Below are 19463 nucleotides of genomic sequence, written 5' to 3'. Positions count from 1 at the left end.
CGCACGCAAAATATTAACTCGATTATAGACCCTTCCCGGCCGCTTGTAAACCGTCAACCTGTCTGTCTGAAGAGACTTTCCCCTATTCTCTGAACTATTGTATGTAAATATTACGCGGGGGCGCCATATCCTAAATGTCTTTAACCTTATCTTTGGAGCGAAAAACCGAATCCGCAAATAATTCCATTAGATGGCTCTATAACTTCCATTAGTTAACATGATTAAGGCATGAATATGTTTGATTATCCGGAAGAAAACGTAAATAAACGGGGAAGGGAGAGGATACAATGAAAACAAAACGGATAAAGAGTTCCGTCAGCGCTATTCTCGGCGGGACGCTGCTGCTTGGTTCTTTGGCGGCGGTGTCCCCTGCCCCGGCTAATGCGGCGGCGGACAAAACCCGTTACAAGAGTTTTTTCAACGCGGCACATGAAGGTCCCGTCATTCCCGGTCTGAAAAGCGAGAAGAAATGGGTCCCTCAAGGCCTTGCCTTGTGGCCCGGAAAAAAATGGATCATCGCATCCCAGTATTCCGGCAGCGGCAGCGAAGCGAGCAGCATTTCGATCACCGACAAAACGACCGGAAAACGGTTAAAAACCTTTTATTTATATGAAAGCGGCGGCAAAAAACATACGGGACATGTCGGCGGATTAGCGGTGAGCGGCCGTTATTTGTGGGCGACCTCCGGGAAAAACGCGTTTCGGATTCCGCTCACTTCGCTGACCGGTCTTCCCGATTACAGCAAAATCGTGATGAAAAAATACACCCTTTCTCATCAGGCATCGTATGCGACGTTCTCGGAAGGCGTGCTCTGGATCGGCACTTACACGAAAGGGGCCACCTGCACCACTGCCGGGCCGCAAGGAACGGTGTACGGATACCGCCTGCCTGCCGGTGAGGACCTTCCTTCCAAAGCCAGTTACACGTGGAAAACCCCGGACCGTGTCCAGGGTATGGCATTGACGAAGGACAAGGTCATGTACAGCCAGTCCTGCGGCAGGGACAACGACAGCAAACTGCTTGTTCACAAGCGCGGCTCGGGCGGCGCAAAAATAAGCCAGCTGACGATGCCTCCGATGTCCGAAGGAATCAGCTTCTACGGAACCGATTTGTACGTCAACTTCGAATCGGGGTCCAAAATATACGACGGCCGGGACCGGCTTTATAATTTTTATTACCTGGACACCAAAAAATTCAAATGATGCGGTTGACGCGTCCTTAACAGACAAAAGACCCTGCAGAGCCTTCTATAAGAAGGCTTGCGGGGTCTTTCTATCGCGTGCTTTATACCGGGCGGATAACCGACACGCGGTTTCTGCCTTCGTTTTTTGCCTTCTGCAGCGCGTGTTCCGCCGCATAGACCAGATCATCGGAATTGCTTCCCGGCTCCGGATAAGCCGACGCCACGCCCAGACTGACGGTGAGGTAATCGCCGCTGTCGCTGTGCGTCTGCGGAATTTTCATGGAAAGGACGCCGAGCCGGATCTGTTCGGCCAAATCGACGGCCTTCTCAAGCTCAGCCGCAAGCCGGAGGACGAAGGTCCCGCCGCCGTAGCGGGCGATCACGGCTTCATTCGGCTTGCCGATTGCGACAAGGATATCCGACATCCACTGCAGGCAGGTGTCGCCTCCCTGATAGCCGTACAAGGCGTTGTAGGCTTTGAAGTGGTCGATGTCCATCAGAATGAGGGAAACGGGTGTTCCCGCCGCCGCGGCACGATCCCACTCCTTCGGCAGATTATCGTCGAAGAAGCGGCGGTTGGGCATTTCGGTCAAGGAGTCCGTGTTAATAAACGTCTGCAGCTTGGCTGCCGACTTCCGAGAACTCTTCCCTCTCCCCTTCTTCTCTGCGCCGCGCGATGGCAAACAAGGAAGGCTTGCCGCCGTAAATGACGCTCGCCATCGTAATTTCAAGCTGCAGCACTTCTCCAAGCGCGGTCACGCAGATCCCGTTTATCGTGAACAGCGAAAGCGCGGACACGTCGAGCTCCGCCATTTTCCCCTGCAGGACCGGCAAGAAATCGGGATGGATGAAATCCGCCACCGCTCTTCCGGTCATCTCTTCGGGGTCGGAGGCTTCAAAAAGCTCTGCGCCCTGTTCGTTGCAGTAATCGATCCGCTTGTCCGAAATGGTGAAAAAGGCAACGGGCGAAAGCTCCATGAGCTGCAAATATCTTTTCTCGTTTTCTTTGAGAATGCGGGAATTTTGCTGCGCCTGCTCTTCCGCCTGCCGCATCTGATTCTCCGTCTGCTTCAGCACAATCGATTTCAGGTCGGGCAGCGCCCTCAGCTCCTGGATTTTCCACGGCAGAGAGGACGATTCTACAACCTGTCTCCATTTCTCGAACGATTTGCGCGGAGACAGGCGGAAGCCGTCGTTTTCCTTTAACACAGCCTTGGCGGGATCGCCCGCCCAATTGACGATCTGGACGACCTCGGGACGGAACCAAATGATATAATCTTTGCCGTCCGAAGATAAGGCCAGGTAAAGGGCCCCGGAAGCGGTCTTTTTGTAAGCGGCCGCAGGCGGATGCTCCTTGCTGAGCCGGGACGTGTGATATTCGTAATCCTCGGCTTGCCTGGACATCCAGAACGCCAGTTCCCGGATCTGCTCTGTTTCCGGAGCGGCGCCGAATACCATCAGCTTGTCCTTGTAGCTGACTGCGACACCGGACGCGTTCATAACCTGCAGAAGCGATTTTTCTTCGAGTTTAAGCTGCTCCATGACACGGTTCGCGCTCGTATTTCCAATAAAAATATTGGAAATCCGGTTAGCCTTCGTCTTCAGTTCAATCTCCGTCTGATAATCGTCAAGCTGCTGTCTCTGATACAGCTCACTGGAGAAAAAGAAACCCAGGAAGTTGCACAGATTACGGACCCGGTGGGTGATATATTTCGGTGAATAGTGATGACAGGTAACCAGCCCCCACAATTTGTTCTCATTGATAAGCGAGATCGTTGTCGTCGCTCCTACTCCCATGTTCTGCAAGTATTCGATATGCAGAGGAGAGACGCTTCGGAGCACGGACAAGCTTAAATTAAGCGGCCTGCCGGTCGCGGGATGAAGCGTAGGAACGATTTCCACCGGCTTGTAATGCACATCGACGATCGTCCTCAGCCAGTTCCGCAAATACAGCTCGCGGGCCTGCTTGGGGATGTCCGACGCGGGATAATGATGACCGAGAAACGGCTCCAGCCCGTTCTCTTTCGCCTCGGCGATCACTTTGCCGTTCCATTCCTCGTCGAATTCGTACACCATCACCCGGTCGTATCCCAGCATCTCCTTGATCTGCTCGGCGGCCAGCTGGCTGGCCTCTATCCGGTTGCCCGCCCGTTTCATTTTGCAGAAGAAAGTCTGAATCCACTCGTAATCCTGAAAGGCCGGTTCTTCTTCGCCGGCGGCTGGTTCGAGTTCAAGAATAAGCGAGTCTTCGCTTTCGTGCATAATCCCGTAAAAAGAGACAGGTTCTCCTTTCACTTCGATGGTGATCGTCATGTAATGCAGCTTGGAAGGATCGAACGTCCGGCTCCCTAGTTCATCCTGTAAAGCATCAAGCTGCTTTTTTCCAACCAGCTCTTCCAATGAAGTTCCCAGAAGGTCCTCGGGAGTCCGGCCCAGGAAATAATCGACATTCCGGCTGCACTGAACGATCAACGGCTGTTCCGTTGTGTGGGTAACGGCAAGGAGCACACCGTGCGGCTGAATCAGACCCGGAATATGAATGGGCTCCTTGTCGCAATTCGTCAGGTCAATCTCTTCATTAGGGGAAGTGAAATTCCCTTCCGTTAAAAGAGTCCGGTTCAGAATATCCGGGTCTCTTGGCTTGCTTGTATCCGACATAAAGGCATCCGCCCCTTATTTATTTAAATTACAGCCTCACGTGCGGCCGGGGCTTCCTTCAGCCATTCATCCAGAAGGATAAAGGTTTCCTTGGCGGCGGCCACAACCTGGTCCTGCTCTTCTTCCTTTACGTTCTCCAATAGAAACTCGCGGAATTCGGTCCATTTGGTCCGGACATCCGTTCCGTAACTGCTGAAATAACGTCCGTTGACTTCGGGATCAACCGAAAGAACCGCTTTCAGCTGCTTCGTAATTAACTGCCCCCCAAGCGTGGAGCCTTCCAGTACGTACAAATATCCGAGCGCACGGGGTAAAGTGGAGACATCCGGGAGACTGGCGCACAGCGGCAGCTCCCCGATTTGCCCCTTTGTCAAGCCAAGCTGCTCCAAGTCGCTTTCGAGAAGGGGCGCTTTCCGGCGGGATTCGATATCGAAACCGCGAACCTCCCATTCCGGCAGCTCTCCGAGCGCTTTTTCCGACGGCAGAATAAAGCCGTAAAACTTCTCCAAGTAAGCTTTATAGGTTTCAAGCGTCAAAGATTTATCCATAATCGCTTTTGCATACGCGTTCTGTTCGATCCGGTCGTGAAAAGAAGCCGTTTCTTCCCTTAAGCGGCTGACGATAGTAGTTGTCATTACGATTTCCCCTTATGCTTTTTTTATAATGATAGCAAAAGCACGGAATAAAAGCACCCGCGGCGTCCCTTCGCCTAACGGAAACCTTCGAAATCCGGCATGTACGCGTTCAATTACTTCTAAAATATATGGCTGTTCATCGAAGGATGTAAGCAAGGAAAATAAGAATGGAACATGAAAACAAGCAAATAAGCGAACAATCAAATTGAAAATGGCTTACGGAGATTTTTTTTGAAAAGTCATAGTCAACGCGAGAAGACCAAAATGCAGTATACCCGGCCATGTTCCATGCGGATATACTGCATTTGGTGTAAATGAACTAACGTCTCCCGTTAGTTTATCCCGATCTCATTCCAAGTAATGATGATTAGGCCCTGTTAGAGCCTCGCGAACGTGATGTAATCGATTTGGACAGGCTCCGCCGATTCGATCCGGAGTGCCCGGTTGATCTGTCCCCGGTGATACTGCCCATGCAAGAGCACCTGCAGCAGGATATCCCGGACGGACGTACGGAACGGAACCCCGCTCTGATTCGCATAGTCGATCATCTCGTCCAGCTCGGATTTCCGGAGCCCTTCGACATAGACGCGATATTGCTTGGCGTTTTCTTCGAATATCTTCCGGATTGCCGCCAGGTCTTCCGCTTCCTCCCACAACAAATATTGCGCGTTGCCTTTGCCCTGCAACCGGGACAGCCAGACTTGTTCCGCGACCGCGACGTGCCGGACCAGCTTCAGAAGGTCCTTGTTCTTCGTCCCACTCTCCTCGAGCGCGTCCAAGATGCGTCCGTCCGCCCAGTACAGATGGTCCATCATGCATCTGATCGTTTTCATTTCGGTTTCCCCCTCTTCCTCTTCGTCTCATCGATTACTTGAACCTGCCGTTATCCGTAGTTTAATCATTTCAATGTTCTAAAACAACCTTTTTTCGGGGAGTTTCCTTGCCGGTGCAACACTTCCAGGGAGAAACGTTTATTTTTTAAAAAACTCCCTTTCAGTTGTCATGACCTTTAATGAATCCGCTTATTTAAAATAGAATCTTGGTACAAATTGAAAGGTTCGGATACTTTCCCCGGAAATAAAAAAATCCGCGTGTTCCGCGGATTTTTCGAGCATTTTTTTACTTGTTCAGATGGTAAGGAACCGTTGAGATAACCACGTCTTTGCGGTTAAACAGGTAGGCTCTGAGCAGCAGACTGGTCTGGTTATGCAGAATGTGCTGCCACCAGTGTTTGGTGATAAATTGCGGAATCAGCACCGTAATATGGTCGGTTTCCGCGGTTTTCCACTCCACCGTATCGACAAACTTGAGGAGCGGCCGGATAATGCTGCGATAGCTCGAACGAAGTACGATAAGCCGCACACCCGGGTCCCATTCCGCCCATTTCTTCTCCATGCGCTCGATATCTTCATCGTTAAAACCGACATAGACGGCTACCCTACAAGCCCCGCCATGCGAAGGGTCATGAGGTGTTGATGAACGAGTTCCCCCCTCCGCCCTGTATTCGTGCCTCTTCTTATGAACTTATCCGCATTTCGATTCCAAGCGCCTCGACGCTGTCGATCCAATCCCGCGGACAGCCCGAATCGGTGATCACCATCGAAAATTCCTCCAGCTTGGCCACGCGGGCAAATGTCGTCACGCCGAATTTTGTATGGTCGGCAACGAGAATGGATTCTTCCGCCCGCTGCATAATTTTCTGCGAAAGAAGAGCTTCATCCAGATGATAATCGGTAATGCCGTCAACCAGCGATATCCCTCCAACCGATATAAACGCTTTGTTCACCTTAAACTGATCAAGCAGCCGATCCGTCAACGCGCCCGTTGCAGCCTGATAATGCCGGTTGATTTCGCCTCCGGCAAAAATGATTTTGCCCGCAAACATATCCATCGCGGCCGTCAAAACCGGCACGGAATGCGTGATCAGCGTCACGTCGGGGCGATTCCCCAGATGACGCAAAATTTCAAGCGTTGTCGTTCCGTTATCCAGAATGACGGTTTCACCGTCCCGGATCAGAGAAGCGGCAAGCTTGCCGACGGAAGCTTTCTCCTCGCGCATCATTTGCGCGCGTTTAAGAAACGGCGGCTCAACCCGGTCGGATCGCATTTTTACGGCGCCCCCGTAAACTTTGCGCAGCCTGCCCTCTTTTTCCAGACGATCCAAATCTCTGCGGACCGTTTCCGTGGACACGTTAAATTCAGCGGAAAGCAGGTGAACCTGGACTTTCCCTTCCATTTCCAGCTGTTTTAAAATCGTACTCCTTCTGTCTTCGTAAGTTAAGGACATAAACGGCCTCCGATAATAATTTTTCCCGGTTCTATGTTGAATGTTGTTGTTTTATCTTCAGTGTAAAATTACCTCTGCCTTCTGTCAACTTCCGGATTCAAACCAGACCCCCCTAAGAAATTGTCCATATTTCTCTGCCAGACCAGAAAACACATGATAACAAATCGTTCTGTTTTTAACATTGACAGTTGAGATATACAGTCATACAATTACACTTAAAACCACATAATCATTCATAATACCTCAAATAAAACAACATTCGCTCTGTGATTAAAACAAAATCGCCGGGCGGGAAAGCTATGGAGATGATGGTATGATTCTGCTTGCTTTTATTCTCGTTGTACTTTCGGGCCTCACTCACTCTATCTGGAGTCTGTTCGCGAAGAGCAGCCGCAACAAAAGCGTTTTTTTGTGGTCCATCTCGATGATCGCGGCCGTCGCTCTTTTCCCCGCGTTTATCCGGGAATTATGGACTTCATCGCTTGATATCGGCGCCTGGCTCCTGCTTCTCGCCTCTGCAGGGCTTCAGGCCGTCTACGGACTTCTTCTGTCACGCACTTATCAAATGGGGGATCTTTCCCAAGTGTATCCGATTATGAGAGGCACCAACACCCTGCTCATTCCGGCGTTCGGCGTCGCTTTTCTGGGGGAATCCCTGTCGGGTCCCGGCTGGATCGGCCTTCTCTGCATGATTCTCGGCTTCGTGATGCTGAGCGGTCTTCCGGCGCGCCGGTCCGCCTTACGCGAAGAAGGATATTCGTTTGCCCCCGTGCTGATGGCCTTGAGCGTCGGCTTGTGCACGACTGCTTATGTGCTCGTGGACAAAATCAATTTGCAGCACGTATCCGCCTTTGCCCTGCTGGAGGTAACCAGCCTCGGCTTCGCGGCCGGATTAACTCCGGCGGTTCTCGCGTCCCGTCAGCTCACCTCCGAATGGAAGCTTAACGGGAAAAAGATTGTGCTCGGTGCCGTCTTGAACACCGGCTCCTATTTGCTTTTTTTGCTTGCGCTCGCCTATGCGCCGGTCGCGCATGTGTCTCCTGTCCGCGAAATCGGTACCGTGTTCGCCGCCTTACTCGGTATTTTCGTGCTGAAGGAAAAACAGGGTACGCTGCGGATCGTGAGCGCCCTGGTCATAACCGCAGGAATCATGCTTATCGGATTTTTCGGCTGAACCGGGCAGAGTCCGGTTGACCACGGTCATGTGACGCCGGACGCCGCGCGCCGGGAGCTTCGCCCGGTGCGGAAAGAGAACCTTCCGGCGCTCCGGCTGTTGTTCGACTGCCCCCGTAACTGCGCAGTATTCCGGGTTCCGGCGGTCCTTCATGACCGCATGACGAGCGCCTACGGAAGCCTACCCGATGCGCAGCGTGGGATGCGGCGCCGCCTAACTGCGGTGTTCTGCTCGTGACCGCATTAAAAAAGCCCGGAGAACCGGTTCCGGATGGAACCTAATCTCCAGGCCCGGCTAGATATGCACAGCCCCATTGCCTAATCGAACGGCCGGTGCCCGTTCTTCCGCTGTGCAAGTACCGCATAGTGCAGCAAGGGGAATTCGCGAACACCCGCAATACCGTGCATCGCTTCCCCCTGCTGCATCCCCGCTATCCGGGTTATTCGCTCTGCGTTTACTCCATCGTCCAACCCGTCACTTTTTTAACCGCCGCATCCGCATTTTTCAAATCCGTTTCTCCCATGCCCAGCAGCGAACTCCACTGCTTCACCCGGTTTTTGCCGTTCGGAGGCTGGTTGTATTCGTTCGTATCCACTACCAGCGTGCGTTTGGCGTAGAAATTCGTCATAAACGTCTTCTCGTTCGTGCTGCTTCCGGATTTGGCCAGAATGCCCTTCAGGCTTCCGGAATCACCCTCGGCCCCCTGATTCAAAGCCGTGTCCACAAAAGAACCGATCGTCAAAGCCGAGTTAAAGCCTCGCTGGCGCGCCTGGTCGACACTGTATTTGATATACACGTTGTAGAACGTGTGCCACATGGCTTCTCTCCATGCCGCATCGTTCTGCAGATTTTTGATTTTACCGCAGAAAACCTTCTCGCTGTCGGTAATTTTCAGGATCGATCCCTTCATGGAACCGTGGGCTCCGATCCGGGCAAGGCCGCCTTCCACGGACGGGTTTGAAGCTCCTTTTATGGCATCATATTCCTTGAACAGCGCCGGTCCGTCCGGACCCGTATCGTTGGAACCGCCTGTCGTCGCCCCGAAAATACCGATCGTGTAACCGCGGTTATCGTCGATATCCTCGCAATACCCGTAATACTCGGTCCATTTAAGCGAATCTTGTTCGGCTTTGTTCACCAGCTTCATAATGTTGTTCCACTGCTCGCCGTCCAGACCCGTCTTCGATTTCAGAAACTGCAGAGTAGACGGTGAGAAATTGTCATCGGGGGAGCTCGCCGCAGCTTCCGCATAGGCTTCACCCTGTGCCTGATTTGCGTCAGCCCAAACTTTTGCTGGAAAAGCGGCGGACGTGAACAAAATCGTGCCCGTTAAAGTAAGGCTCAGTGCGGTAAGCAGACATGATTTCACCCGTTTTCCTACGGATACCGGTTGGTTCTGTTTCAAGTAAATTCCTCCTTAAAATTGTAATAAAGTTAAAGCGCTTTAACTTTTGAAGCAGGAAGGCCTCCCTACTCCCAACCTATTCGGCCTTTGCGTTCTCTATCCCTCTTTTGCACCCGTTAAGAATTTGTTAATCATCCCCGGCCCCCTATATCGTGAAAAAGAACCCGCACAAAAAAGCTCCCGCCGGTTTCCCCGGCGAGAGTCTTTTATAAAAACGTACGACTTCGGAAGCCCGCTTAAGCGGCATGGCATGAAATCAAGAGCTTCGCCATTCTCCTACGGCCGGCAAATTAAGACGGCGGGCTGCACGCAAGCGCAGCTATTCACAGGAGCGCAGCAGCCACATTGCGGTGCTACCTTTTCGTGATCATCCTGAGCAGACAATCTACCTGGGGAACAAGATAATCGCCGCTGCCGTCCGCAGAGATTACCATAAGTCCCGACAAGACCGAAATATAGGAAGCGATCATCTCCTCCGTATCGCCCGCTTCCAGCTCGCCCCGCTCCTGTCCTTCCCGGAACAGAGGGAGCAGCGGCTCGACATACGTTGCCATGGAATATTCCCGCATGAGCTGATTGACCTTGTCCGGCACTCCCTCCGAGGTCCGCGCCTGGTGAATCAGCATAAAATAAGGCGCCCCGCTCTTATCGAGCATCTCTTCGGATAACCTCCGGATTTTATCAAGCGGCGTACCCGGAATCCGGTAAACTTCCCGCATCGCTTCCTGTGAAGCTTCCATGGCGCTTTGCACGAGCGTAGTAAACAATTCTTCTTTCGAAGTAAAATAATGGTAGAGCAGTCCGTGACTGATTCCCGCTTCAACGGCGATCATGCTCATTTTCGTACCGATGATTCCCCGTCTCGCAAAAACCTTGAGGGCGGCCCCCATAATTTGTATTCTGCGTTCGTCCCGTATCTGATTCAACTGCCGATCGTTTAATGGTGCCACAGTAATCCTCCACTTCACGTGCTGATGCCCAAATTATATCATCCTTTCAGACCGTTTCGTAAGCCGTTTCGGAAAACGCCGGGACGATCTTCTCAAGAGCCGCGGACAGGCAGCCGCTCCCTTCCCGGAGAAGCTCGTCAAGCAGCTCCCTGCCCTCACCGGAGGAAGAAAGCACCTCGCGGACCAGATCCGGCCTGAACAGGTGATCCGGGGGAAGGGAAAGCGTATTGACGGCCCAGTACAGGCCGAAAAATTTCATATTCTTTTCCCCGGTCGCATATTTCAGCACCAGGTTCATATATCTCCGGCCGAATTCGATCCCTTGCAGGGGCACGGTGCCCGAATACGTGACGCCCTCCCAGCGGAGATCGGCCGCGCAGTTTAACCACCAGGCAGGATCAATGACGTCCTGGAGACGGCGCAGCACACCCCGTTCGAACTCCGGAGAAGGGACCGGCGCCAGACTCTGCTTCCGCAGGCAGGCTTCCAGAGCCTCCGCTTCGATGGCCGCCACCGTCATCCCCTGCCCGAAGATCGGATCGAAGATGCAGTAAGCGTCGCCGAGAACAAGCAGGCCCGCCGGCCAATCCTTCATCTGCTCGAAATGCCTGCGGTACAGCTGCGGCACGCGAAATCCTCTCGGAGAAGCGGCCGGTTCCAGTTCTTCAAGAATTTCGCCGATGGCGGAGCCGGGGAGCGCGGCGGCGGCCTTTTCGTAGTCGCCTTCTCTCGTAGGCGGGTAATGTCCTCCCGGCCGGTACAGCAGCATTTCCGCGCGATTATTTTCGATAAAGGACAACACACCCGTAAATGTACCTTTAGCCGGCTGCCCGGCGATATTAATCACATCCCATTTCTGAAGGAGATGCTCTTTGCCGGCCGGTACCTTGTACCTGCGGGTACTGTATCCGAGATTTACGTCCAGGTAATCGGATGGGGGCACCTCCAGCCCTATAAATTCCAGCCATTTCGTCAGACCGGACAACCTCCCGCCGGTATCGATAACGAGATCCGCCGGATACGGCTTCTCTTCTCCGCTTCCGCTTCTGCAACGGACAACCGCTCCGGTCACTTTTTTCCGGTCCGGTGTGCTCATAAGCTGAACGGCCTCGTGACCCGGAAGGAAAGACACATTCGGGATGCGTTTCACCCGTTCCCGGATGACCCATTCCAGAAGTGCTCTTGTGAACTTGATATCACGGCGCGGATAGGGCCCGCTGATCGTTCCGTACTCGTTCGTGTTCGTTACGGTTTTGTTCAGTGAGGACAGCGCGCCCAACTGAAGCAGATCCTCCTCATAGCCGGGAAAATAACGCTCGAAAACCGTCTTCCCGCGCTGCGTAAAACGATGAGGATGATAGCCGTGCGGCGTCCCGGAACGGTCGGCGGGCTCCAGTGGAAATTCGTCTTTGTCGACGATGAGCACTTCATCATAAAAATCCGCGAGCACTTTGGCGGCCAACATTCCTCCTATGCTACCTCCGATTACAAGCGCTTTTCTCTTAGCGTGATTGCCTTTGTCAGGTGGGTTCATCTTAATCGCTCCTTTTTTTGATTGATTTATTCAGTCAATTTACAGGTAAAAAATTTTACCCGCTTAATCGGGTATCAAGAACAGAATTTTATGATTGATTAATTCAGTCAATTTTAGAATAAGACAGCTTTTTCCATATGTCAATAGGCTTTCAACAGATCGCTAACAAGAAAAAAACCGCCCTTGGAAAGGACGGGAACGGAAGTAATATTCAGCGCAAGGGCAGTATGAATTCATACAGACTGAATCCGCCCGACTCGCCTATATAGGTATAGCCGCAGCTTTTGTAAAAAGCGTTCAACGTTTCATTGCTGCCGATGCAATCCAGACGGATACGGTCTTTGCCCGGAAATGATATTTCCCGTCCGATCCAGTCCATCACCGTTCTTCCCAAACCTCTGCCCGCTTGTCCGCGCTCTACGACCAGACGGTGAAGGTAAACGGCGGTTCCGGTTTCTCCGCGTTCCGGATGCCAAAGATTGAGGTCCCACTCGGCGGGTTCCTGCTGAAGAATTACACAGGCCAGGAGCGTACCTTCCGCCCCCTTAAACACGACAACCTCTCCCCGTTCCAGGGCCCCGGCCATATCGTGATCGTCACTGCCAGTTAGCAGTCCGGACCACTGGGTCGATCCTTTGCTCCGCAGCCATTTTGCGGTATCCATCATCAGGCGCTCAATTTCCGGGTATTCCTCCACACCTGCTATATGCGCCCGGATCTCAGGATTAACTTGTTCGTTCAGGAGTATCATCGTCGGCATAGGACACCTCTGTTCAGCTTGTATATTTTGCCGTCTCGTCCGGCTTACGTGATTGTACCATAACCGGCGGCGGCTTTTCTAACAACGCGAGCGGAGTAAAAAGACATAGGATAGCCGGCTCCTGTCTGGGAGCGGATTCTTTAATCCGCTCGTTCTAATGGAACGGAAAATTCCGGCGGACAGGGATACCGCCGTAATGGAGCCCGGAAACATAAACCGATGTTGATTTCCAACCAGAAGATCAGGTACACCGCTGGCCGGACGGATCTAGACCGGCCGAGCCAACGTTCGTATGAGTGATTCCTGCGCGTCCGCCGCGGGTAAGTAACGCTCACCGAAATCAACCTCCCCGGGAGGAAAGGAAAGGTGAGCTATGACCCGATCGCATACCCCGTGGCCGAAAAAAATCGGAATCTTTCTCTTCGCCGTCTTTTTCGCCTGCGCTTGCTTTTACCATTTCAAAGAGGCTGACGGCTTTGCCCGTATGCTGCCGGGATTCGTCCCGCTCCGGATTCCTTTGATCTATGCGACAGGCATCTTGGAGCTTGTGCTGGCCGTCCTGCTGCTCGTACCATCCATGCGCCGGAAGGCGGGAGTGATCATCGCCGTCTATCTCGTGCTTGTGTTTCCGGCGAATATTTACGCGGCCTTGTACAACATTCCCGCCCCGTCCCAATCGTACACGCCGCCTTCACTCCTGTGGCTGCGGCTTCTATTCCAGCCCCTTCTAATCTGGTGGGTGCTGTGGGCATCGTCCGAACCGGCAGCGGATAATCCGCGCCTGGAAAAACCTTCCCGCGTCCGGTAAAGTCAGAGACTGCGGCTCTGGCTTTTTTTGCTATGCCGGTGTATCCCGAAACGCCGCAATTCGCTGTAGCCCTAGCCCGGGCATCAGAAGACGTACTTGGCGGCAACCCTGTCCGCCGCATTACGATTATTTGGAAGGAAAACGGAACTGCGAGCGAAATCAATCCCAAAAAATTACTTTCTCCATTGATCCATCCACTGGAAGCTTTACGTATCTGAATGCCGCCAAGCTGGCCGCAACGTGTACGCAATCGCTGAAAAACGAGGACAAAGCAAAGAAGAAAGCGGCTGGTCTTTTTAATATCCTCGGCTCGCCCTCGAAAGTTATGGAGTCCCTTCACCCCCTAGCCGAAAAAGATGCCGTAAACCGTTCCGGGGCGTTGAACTCGAATACGGCGCTCCCGGCACAGACACGCTTCACGTAAGCCTGCGGCAGGATCATACTGCAGTCAGATTTGATTAACGATATTAACATCTTTAATTAATGCCCTTAATCAATTGAAATCCCTGCCGCCGTTCACCAAAAAAAACCGCTGATTTCAGCGGCTTTTTCCTGTATTCCTTTAAAATGCCTGTTCCCCTTCCGGCTGGGCGGAAGCATCTCTACCTAAAGATCCCGTTTCCCTTTCCTCATAGGCGGCGGGCACGACCGGAAGCCGGATCGTAAACCGCGTGCCTTCGTTCCGGCGGCTGTGAATATCGACGGTACCGCGGTGTTCCTCCAAAATCCATTTCGCGATCGACAAGCCGAGTCCGGTACCCGGCGTTTCGCCTCTTGAAGGATCGGCCCGGTAAAATCTGTCGAAGATATGGGGAATATCTTTCTCGTCCATGCCGATGCCCGTATCCTCAATGATAAGCTCCACATGCTCTTCCCCTGCTTTTGCATAGAGCCTCACCCTGCCGTTTTCGGTATACTTGAAAGCATTTTCCACAAAAATAAACAGCAGCTGCTGCAGATAGTCCCTGTCGCCTACAACGAACAAAGATTGAAGCTCGTCCAAAGGCCCGGCTTGAAACTCCGCGGATTTCGCCAGTACCTGGGATTTGCGGATTACATCCTGGACGACGGCGCTAATGCTCAGTCTGTCTTTTCTCAGATGCAGTCCCGAATCGGCACGCGCCAAGGTAAGCAGATTATGGACGAGCCTGCCCATCCGGCTTGCCTCGTCGGCAATATCATGAATGGCTTCGATGGAAAGGTCGAGCCGATCCGTGTCTATTCTCTGCTCCGGTGTCTGCCGGAACGACTGCCACGCCTTTTGTAAAAATTCCGCATTGCCGCTAATCGTCGTCAGGGGCGTTCTCAGCTCGTGAGAAGCGTCCGCCACAAACCTCCGCTGGGTCATATACGACTTGTCCAGTTCCCCGTACATGTGCTGAATGCGTTCCAGCATGCCGTTGATGGTCGAGCCCAGCAGGCTCACTTCGTCTCCGGTAGATTTAACGGCGATCCGGTTGCCGAGATCGTCGCTTTTCTGTATTTGGCGGGTCGCTTCAATCAAGGTATATACGGGCTTTAACGCCCGCTTGGAAGATAGCCACCCCATAAACGAAGCCGTACAAACCACCACGAGGGAGAGCAGGATCAGCACCAGACGGAGTATAGACAGAAATTTGTCGATGAGGCCGATGTTATAAGCGGACTGCAGCACGCCCACGAGCTTCCCGTTCAGCAGCAGCGGCTGGTTATAGATAAGGAAGGGCGTTTGCTGGACATCTTCCGTGATGTAGTAGCCCTGCTTCTTTTTAACGGCGGCATCTTTGGAGAAAGGCAACTCCACCTGGCCCAAATTGGCCGTCCTCGCCTTGTCGCCGTTGATCAAGTTGACGAGTTGCAGGAACATGCCCGACTGGACGGTATCGACATGGTCAAGCTGTATGTCCAGATCCGAACCCAGCGGGTCCACTTTAAGCTTATAGGTGACGCTCTCCTGCAGAACATCCGTCTGCTCTTTGAGCGAATCTTTAAGGTCATTAATGAAATAGATTTGCAGAAAGCTGTACAGGACGATTCCGAACAGCAGCAGTGTAGCGGAAAGAATACCCGAATATAACAAAGTCAGCCGCATGCGTATAGACATAGCTTCCTCCAGGGTTTTTCCTTGATTATCCACTACGAATCTTAAAAGCAACTTAATAGAACCTAAAAATTGCTTCCAGTGGTCGGGATTCGCCGCTTGGTTTGTACAAAATCAAAATCCGTGCCGGGGATTTGTCCATTGCCGGCCGCAGCCGCGTACGCTATGATAACAGCAGCCGATAATGAGAATCATTATCGATACATAAGACCGATGGAGGCTGACCGAATCATGAAATTGGCACGATCTGTTACGACTTTGTTCTTCACTACCCTGCTAAGCACCGCCTTATTGAGCGGGTGCGCTGGCGCCGGATCACAGAAATCCGGTGATGCCGCAGGCACACATACCGGAAACCCGACGGGCTCTCCCGCACCCGCTGCCGATAAATCTGCCGCCTCTCCCCGCAAGGTTACGGATTACAAGGGGCATACGGCCGAAATTCCGGCCGCCCCCAAGAAGGTCATTTTTTACGGGGAGACATTCAGCGATCTCGACGCACTGGGTGTGCAAGCAATCGGTACGGCAACCAACTGGCTCACGGGCACGGTGTATGCGGACAAGCATAAAGACATTACGGATACCGGGTCCCCCATCAATCTGGAGAAAGTGCTGGAACTGGGGCCTGATCTCATCCTTACGGGAAGTACCGACGAGAAAGAATACGAGCAGTTGAGCAAAATCGCTCCCACGCTCATGTTCAATACGTTCCTGCCTCTGAAAGAACGGCTTCTTCTGCTCGGCGATCTTCTGGGTAAAAAGCCGGAAGCCGAAAAATGGCTGGCCGGTTACGAAGCTCGTTCGGAAGCGATGTGGAAGGCTCTTCATGACGCGGGAGTCAAACCGGGCGAGACGGCTTCCGTGTTTACCTATTATCCGGGCAACCGTCTGTTTGTAATGGCAAGTACGGGGCTCTCCCAGGTTCTTTACGACAAGGACGGATTTCTGCCGACGCAGCCGATCCGGGAAGTGCTGGACGAAAAAGCGGGTTTCAAGCAAATTTCGCCCGAGATTCTCCCCAAAGTGGCCGGTGACCGCATCTTTATTCTGACTCCGGTGGACAAGGAAGCGCAGCAGTCGACGGACGAACTTTTGAAAAGCCGGATCTGGCTCGATCTTCCGGCCGTAAAGAACGGGAACGTCTACACGCTTGATATTCTCAAGTCCGGCAGCGACGCCGCTACGAGAGAATGGCTTCTGAACGAAATACCGAAACTGCTCAAGAAATAAAAAGATCTCACGAACCGCACGGCACTTCCCGGCGGCAATAATCGGCTGCCTTTTTTTAAAAGAAGCTATCAACTCAGTTGAAAAGCTTCTTTTTTTTGGTTACAATAAGTTTAATTGATAATGATTATCAGTATCAAACAGGATGTGATCTTATGACCTTTTCCGATTCCGGCTCTCTTCCTCTCCGTTCTCTGCTGTTCCAATTCGAGGCTGCCGAAAAAATCGAGCCCGGTACCTATGCCCCCGCTTCGTTACCCGAATCCGATGCGGACGAACAACCGGATCTGCATACCCTTCTGCTCATTAGCGCCGGTACCGGCACGCTTAGAGCCGGAGACGAAACTTTTTTCTGTGCCCCCGATAAATGTTATATGATCCCTCCCGGCACTTCTTCCCGGCTCCGGACGGACAGCGACCGGTGCTTGACGTTCTACCGCCTTACGTGCCGGATCGTCGACTGCGCCGGCTCCCAGCCGGTTTTATTCCTGAAACCGCTCGTTCGGGGGCGTGTGGAATGGGCGGTCTATCCTTTCGCGAAAGCCGTGCGTTTTGCCGAACTACTGGCGGAGACCGAACCTTCCGGAGAACTGCAGCACTTTTACCGCCAACTGCAGTTTCAGGAACTGATGGGTTTTCTGCTGGAGCACAACCTGAAAAGCCCCGAGCAGTCAAGCTGCGCACATGCGGTGGAGAACAGCATCCGATACATTCAGGAGCACTATAGACGCCCGATTACGGTAAAATTTCTGGCTGATCAGGCACGGGTTCCCCATTGGCAGTACAGCACGATTTTTCAGGAACTGACCGGCAAAAAGCCGCTGGATTACCTGAACGGGCTCAGAATCGAGAAAGCCAAGGAATGGCTGCGGTCTACGCGGGAGCCTTTGAGGGAAATCGCCCGGCGGGTAGGCTTTGCCGACGAGTATTACTTCAACCGGCGCTTCCGGCAGCTTACCGGCGTCACTCCGAGACAATACAGCCAGTCTCTGCAAAAACGGACCCGGCTTAAAGACTGGACGGGTCATGAAGTCGAAATTCCCGCGCTTCCCCGCCGGGTGATTTATCACGGGGAAACGTTCGGGGATCTCGCCGTCCTGGGCGTGGAAGCCATAGGCGGAGGCTATCCGTGGATTAATCAGGCGGGCCGTCACCAACCTCCGGTCAAAGACTTGGGTTTTCCGATCAATCCGGCCCTTACCGAGGCGTTGAAGCCCGACCTCATCATCGTTGCAAGCGAAGATGAGTCGCAGTATGATACGCTTCGCGCGATTGCCCCCACGCTCACGTTCGATTCTTTCGCCCCCCTTGGCGAGCGGATGAAGCTGCTGGGGAAAATTCTCGGCAGACGCCGGGAGGCGGAAACATGGCTCTCCCGCTATGAGGAGAAAGCCGCCGCCATGTGGCACCGGCTCCGGGATTGTATGAGGGCGGAAGAAACCGCGTCCGTGTTCACATTTGCCAGAAACCGCTTTTTTGTGATGGGCACGATCGGTCTCTCCTCTATGCTTTACCATCCTGCCGGTTTCCGGCCCGCCGGAAAGACGCGCAGGCTTCTCGATAAGAATCTCTCTTATCTCGAACTTGCGCCCGAAGAAATGAAACATTATGCGGGCGACCGCGTGTTTATGCTGCTCCCCCCGGATGCGGAATCCCGCCGGGCCGCCGCCCTACTCATGCGGTCTCCTCTCTGGACGGAGCTTCCGGCTGTCCGCAGCGGCTGCTGGTATGCGGTCGAAGCGGACCAGTGGAATTTTGCCGACGCCATGACGACGGAGAAATTCCTCGACGAGCTTCCCCGTCTGCTCGGTAAAACGCAGGTCCCACCCGCCTATGGCGGCGCTCTTTACTGCCGCAAGCCGGATGAAAGCTGAAAAACCCTGCCGATCACAGCGGATCGGCAGGGTTTCTTTTCGTACAGCGCCTCGTCATGCTTCCGGGGCCAGTTCGTACGGCAGGCACAGCGGCACTCCCGTGCGCGGGTCGGTAACGATATCCGCATGAATCGCGAATACCTCGCGGAGCATATCTTGATTCATAACGTCGGCGGGCGAGCCTTCGCATATCACGCTGCCGGACTTGATGGCCACGATATGCTGGGCGTACCGGGAGGCATGATTCAGATCATGGATGACCATCACGATCGTTCTTTTCTCCTCGATGTTCAGCTTATGCAGCAGTTGAAGCACTTCAAGCTGGTGGGCCATATCAAGAAAAGTGGTCGGTTCGTCCAGGAAGAGAATATCGGTCTGCTGGGCAAGCGCCATGGCGATCCACGCGCGCTGCCTTTGGCCGCCGGAAAGCTGATCCACGGGCCTTGCGTGGAAAGGCATCATCCCCGTTACTTCCAGGGCCCACCCGATTACGCGCTTATCCTCCGCAGAGACCGTACCGAAGCCGCTCTGGTGAGGATATCTGCCGTAAGCGACCAGCTCCGTCACCGTTAAGCCCGCCGGCGCCGACGGATTCTGCGGCAGAATGGCCAGTTCCTTGGCCACTTCCTTCGTCGATTTGCCGTGAATCGAAACCCCGTCGAGCAGTACGCCTCCCGAAGCCGGTTTCATGAGCCGGGCCATCGTTTTGAGGATGGTTGACTTGCCGGAACCGTTCGCGCCTACGAGCGCGGTTATTTTGCCCTGCGGGATAGAGATATTCAGATCGTTCACGATACTGAGATCCCCGTAGCCGATGTGAAGCCCGGACGTATGAAGCCTTTCCTGTACTAGCGTCATCCGATATTCCCTCCTTGGTTTGTCCGGCCG

At 53.3% G+C, this 19463-nt stretch carries 16 protein-coding genes and 1 pseudogene; 5 read left to right on the top strand and 12 right to left on the bottom strand.

Annotated elements, in window-relative coordinates:
• Positions 1-287 precede the first annotated feature (287 nt).
• Positions 288-1202, top strand: a complete 915-nt coding sequence (locus ABC395_RS12315; protein WP_413003391.1) for a hypothetical protein — start codon at positions 288-290, stop codon at positions 1200-1202.
• Between the two features lie 82 nt (positions 1203-1284).
• Here the strand turns inward: ABC395_RS12315 and ABC395_RS12310 are convergent, their stop codons facing one another.
• The 6 genes and pseudogenes from ABC395_RS12310 to ABC395_RS12285 form a co-directional block, all read right to left on the bottom strand.
• On the bottom strand, positions 1285-1767 hold the full coding sequence (locus ABC395_RS12310; protein WP_413003389.1) for a diguanylate cyclase: 483 nt from the start codon (positions 1765-1767) through the stop codon (positions 1285-1287).
• A gap of 19 nt (positions 1768-1786) precedes the next feature.
• Positions 1787-3841 carry a GAF domain-containing protein gene (locus ABC395_RS12305; protein ID WP_413003387.1) on the bottom strand — a complete coding sequence of 685 codons (2055 nt, stop codon included), beginning with the start codon at positions 3839-3841 and terminating at the stop codon, positions 1787-1789.
• Positions 3842-3864: 23 nt separating this feature from the next.
• Positions 3865-4476: a biliverdin-producing heme oxygenase gene (locus tag ABC395_RS12300; protein ID WP_413003386.1), complete on the bottom strand. Its 612-nt coding sequence runs from the start codon at positions 4474-4476 to the stop codon at positions 3865-3867.
• Positions 4477-4853: 377 nt separating this feature from the next.
• On the bottom strand, positions 4854-5309 hold the full coding sequence (locus tag ABC395_RS12295) for a DinB family protein (protein ID WP_413003384.1): 456 nt from the start codon (positions 5307-5309) through the stop codon (positions 4854-4856).
• Positions 5310-5595: 286 nt separating this feature from the next.
• Positions 5596-5913, bottom strand: a pseudogene (locus ABC395_RS12290) (amino acid permease); the annotation flags it as partial.
• Between the two features lie 79 nt (positions 5914-5992).
• Positions 5993-6763, bottom strand: coding sequence for a DeoR/GlpR family DNA-binding transcription regulator (locus tag ABC395_RS12285; protein WP_413003383.1), 771 nt, complete (start codon positions 6761-6763; stop codon positions 5993-5995).
• Positions 6764-7076: 313 nt separating this feature from the next.
• Here ABC395_RS12285 and ABC395_RS12280 point away from each other — a divergent pair, with 313 nt between their 5' ends.
• Positions 7077-7937, top strand: coding sequence for an EamA family transporter (locus tag ABC395_RS12280; protein WP_413003381.1), 861 nt, complete (start codon positions 7077-7079; stop codon positions 7935-7937).
• A 454-nt stretch (positions 7938-8391) separates the two neighbouring features.
• Here the strand turns inward: ABC395_RS12280 and ABC395_RS12275 are convergent, their stop codons facing one another.
• The 4 genes from ABC395_RS12275 to ABC395_RS12260 all read right to left on the bottom strand — a co-directional run bounded on the left by ABC395_RS12275 (position 8392) and on the right by ABC395_RS12260 (position 12586).
• A complete protein-coding gene (locus tag ABC395_RS12275) occupies positions 8392-9342 on the bottom strand; it encodes a chitosanase (protein WP_413003379.1) in 951 nt (316 codons plus the stop codon).
• A 353-nt stretch (positions 9343-9695) separates the two neighbouring features.
• Entirely contained in the window at positions 9696-10292 is a 597-nt protein-coding gene (locus ABC395_RS12270; protein ID WP_413003377.1) for a TetR/AcrR family transcriptional regulator, read from the bottom strand.
• A 46-nt stretch (positions 10293-10338) separates the two neighbouring features.
• On the bottom strand, positions 10339-11826 hold the full coding sequence (locus ABC395_RS12265; protein ID WP_413003376.1) for an FAD dependent oxidoreductase: 1488 nt from the start codon (positions 11824-11826) through the stop codon (positions 10339-10341).
• Between the two features lie 211 nt (positions 11827-12037).
• Positions 12038-12586 carry a GNAT family N-acetyltransferase gene (locus ABC395_RS12260; RefSeq protein WP_413003374.1) on the bottom strand — a complete coding sequence of 183 codons (549 nt, stop codon included), beginning with the start codon at positions 12584-12586 and terminating at the stop codon, positions 12038-12040.
• Between the two features lie 373 nt (positions 12587-12959).
• Between ABC395_RS12260 and ABC395_RS12255 the strand changes: the two genes are divergently transcribed.
• The gene (locus ABC395_RS12255) at positions 12960-13394 is read left to right on the top strand and encodes a DoxX family protein (RefSeq protein ID WP_413003372.1); all 435 of its coding nucleotides are present in this window, start codon (positions 12960-12962) and stop codon (positions 13392-13394) included.
• 562 nt (positions 13395-13956) lie between these two features.
• On the opposite strand, the gene ABC395_RS12250 is transcribed toward ABC395_RS12255, so the two are convergent.
• Positions 13957-15477 carry a sensor histidine kinase gene (locus ABC395_RS12250; RefSeq protein WP_413003370.1) on the bottom strand — a complete coding sequence of 507 codons (1521 nt, stop codon included), beginning with the start codon at positions 15475-15477 and terminating at the stop codon, positions 13957-13959.
• Between the two features lie 228 nt (positions 15478-15705).
• Between ABC395_RS12250 and ABC395_RS12245 the strand changes: the two genes are divergently transcribed.
• Both ABC395_RS12245 and ABC395_RS12240 read left to right on the top strand, forming a co-directional pair.
• Positions 15706-16704, top strand: coding sequence for an ABC transporter substrate-binding protein (locus tag ABC395_RS12245; RefSeq protein ID WP_413003368.1), 999 nt, complete (start codon positions 15706-15708; stop codon positions 16702-16704).
• A gap of 152 nt (positions 16705-16856) precedes the next feature.
• Entirely contained in the window at positions 16857-18575 is a 1719-nt protein-coding gene (locus ABC395_RS12240) for a helix-turn-helix domain-containing protein (RefSeq protein ID WP_413003366.1), read from the top strand.
• A gap of 54 nt (positions 18576-18629) precedes the next feature.
• On the opposite strand, the gene ABC395_RS12235 is transcribed toward ABC395_RS12240, so the two are convergent.
• Positions 18630-19433: an ABC transporter ATP-binding protein gene (locus tag ABC395_RS12235; protein WP_413003364.1), complete on the bottom strand. Its 804-nt coding sequence runs from the start codon at positions 19431-19433 to the stop codon at positions 18630-18632.
• Positions 19434-19463: the final 30 nt, after the last annotated feature.

The sequence above is a fragment of the Paenibacillus canaveralius genome, from assembly GCF_047238265.1.
In the GTDB taxonomy this organism is placed as follows: Bacteria; Bacillota; Bacilli; order Paenibacillales; family NBRC-103111; genus Paenibacillus_F.
Note: the sequence above shows the minus strand (reverse complement) of the source record. Positions and strands in the feature narration are given on the sequence as shown.

Bases quoted from the DNA above. Each gene is read 5' to 3' on its own strand.
- ABC395_RS12240 (WP_413003366.1), top strand. From the start codon at position 16,857: ATGACCTTTTCCGATTCCGGCTCTCTTCCTCTCCGTTCTCTGCTGTTC.
- ABC395_RS12260 (WP_413003374.1), bottom strand. From the start codon at position 12,586: ATGCCGACGATGATACTCCTGAACGAACAAGTTAATCCTGAGATCCGG.
- ABC395_RS12255 (WP_413003372.1), top strand. From the start codon at position 12,960: ATGACCCGATCGCATACCCCGTGGCCGAAAAAAATCGGAATCTTTCTC.
- ABC395_RS12310 (WP_413003389.1), bottom strand. From the start codon at position 1,767: ATGCCCAACCGCCGCTTCTTCGACGATAATCTGCCGAAGGAGTGGGAT.
- ABC395_RS12300 (WP_413003386.1), bottom strand. From the start codon at position 4,476: ATGACAACTACTATCGTCAGCCGCTTAAGGGAAGAAACGGCTTCTTTT.
- ABC395_RS12285 (WP_413003383.1), bottom strand. From the start codon at position 6,763: ATGTCCTTAACTTACGAAGACAGAAGGAGTACGATTTTAAAACAGCTG.
- ABC395_RS12265 (WP_413003376.1), bottom strand. From the start codon at position 11,826: ATGAACCCACCTGACAAAGGCAATCACGCTAAGAGAAAAGCGCTTGTA.
- ABC395_RS12305 (WP_413003387.1), bottom strand. From the start codon at position 3,841: ATGTCGGATACAAGCAAGCCAAGAGACCCGGATATTCTGAACCGGACT.
- ABC395_RS12280 (WP_413003381.1), top strand. From the start codon at position 7,077: ATGATTCTGCTTGCTTTTATTCTCGTTGTACTTTCGGGCCTCACTCAC.
- ABC395_RS12250 (WP_413003370.1), bottom strand. From the start codon at position 15,477: ATGTCTATACGCATGCGGCTGACTTTGTTATATTCGGGTATTCTTTCC.
- ABC395_RS12295 (WP_413003384.1), bottom strand. From the start codon at position 5,309: ATGAAAACGATCAGATGCATGATGGACCATCTGTACTGGGCGGACGGA.
- ABC395_RS12245 (WP_413003368.1), top strand. From the start codon at position 15,706: ATGAAATTGGCACGATCTGTTACGACTTTGTTCTTCACTACCCTGCTA.
- ABC395_RS12315 (WP_413003391.1), top strand. From the start codon at position 288: ATGAAAACAAAACGGATAAAGAGTTCCGTCAGCGCTATTCTCGGCGGG.
- ABC395_RS12235 (WP_413003364.1), bottom strand. From the start codon at position 19,433: ATGACGCTAGTACAGGAAAGGCTTCATACGTCCGGGCTTCACATCGGC.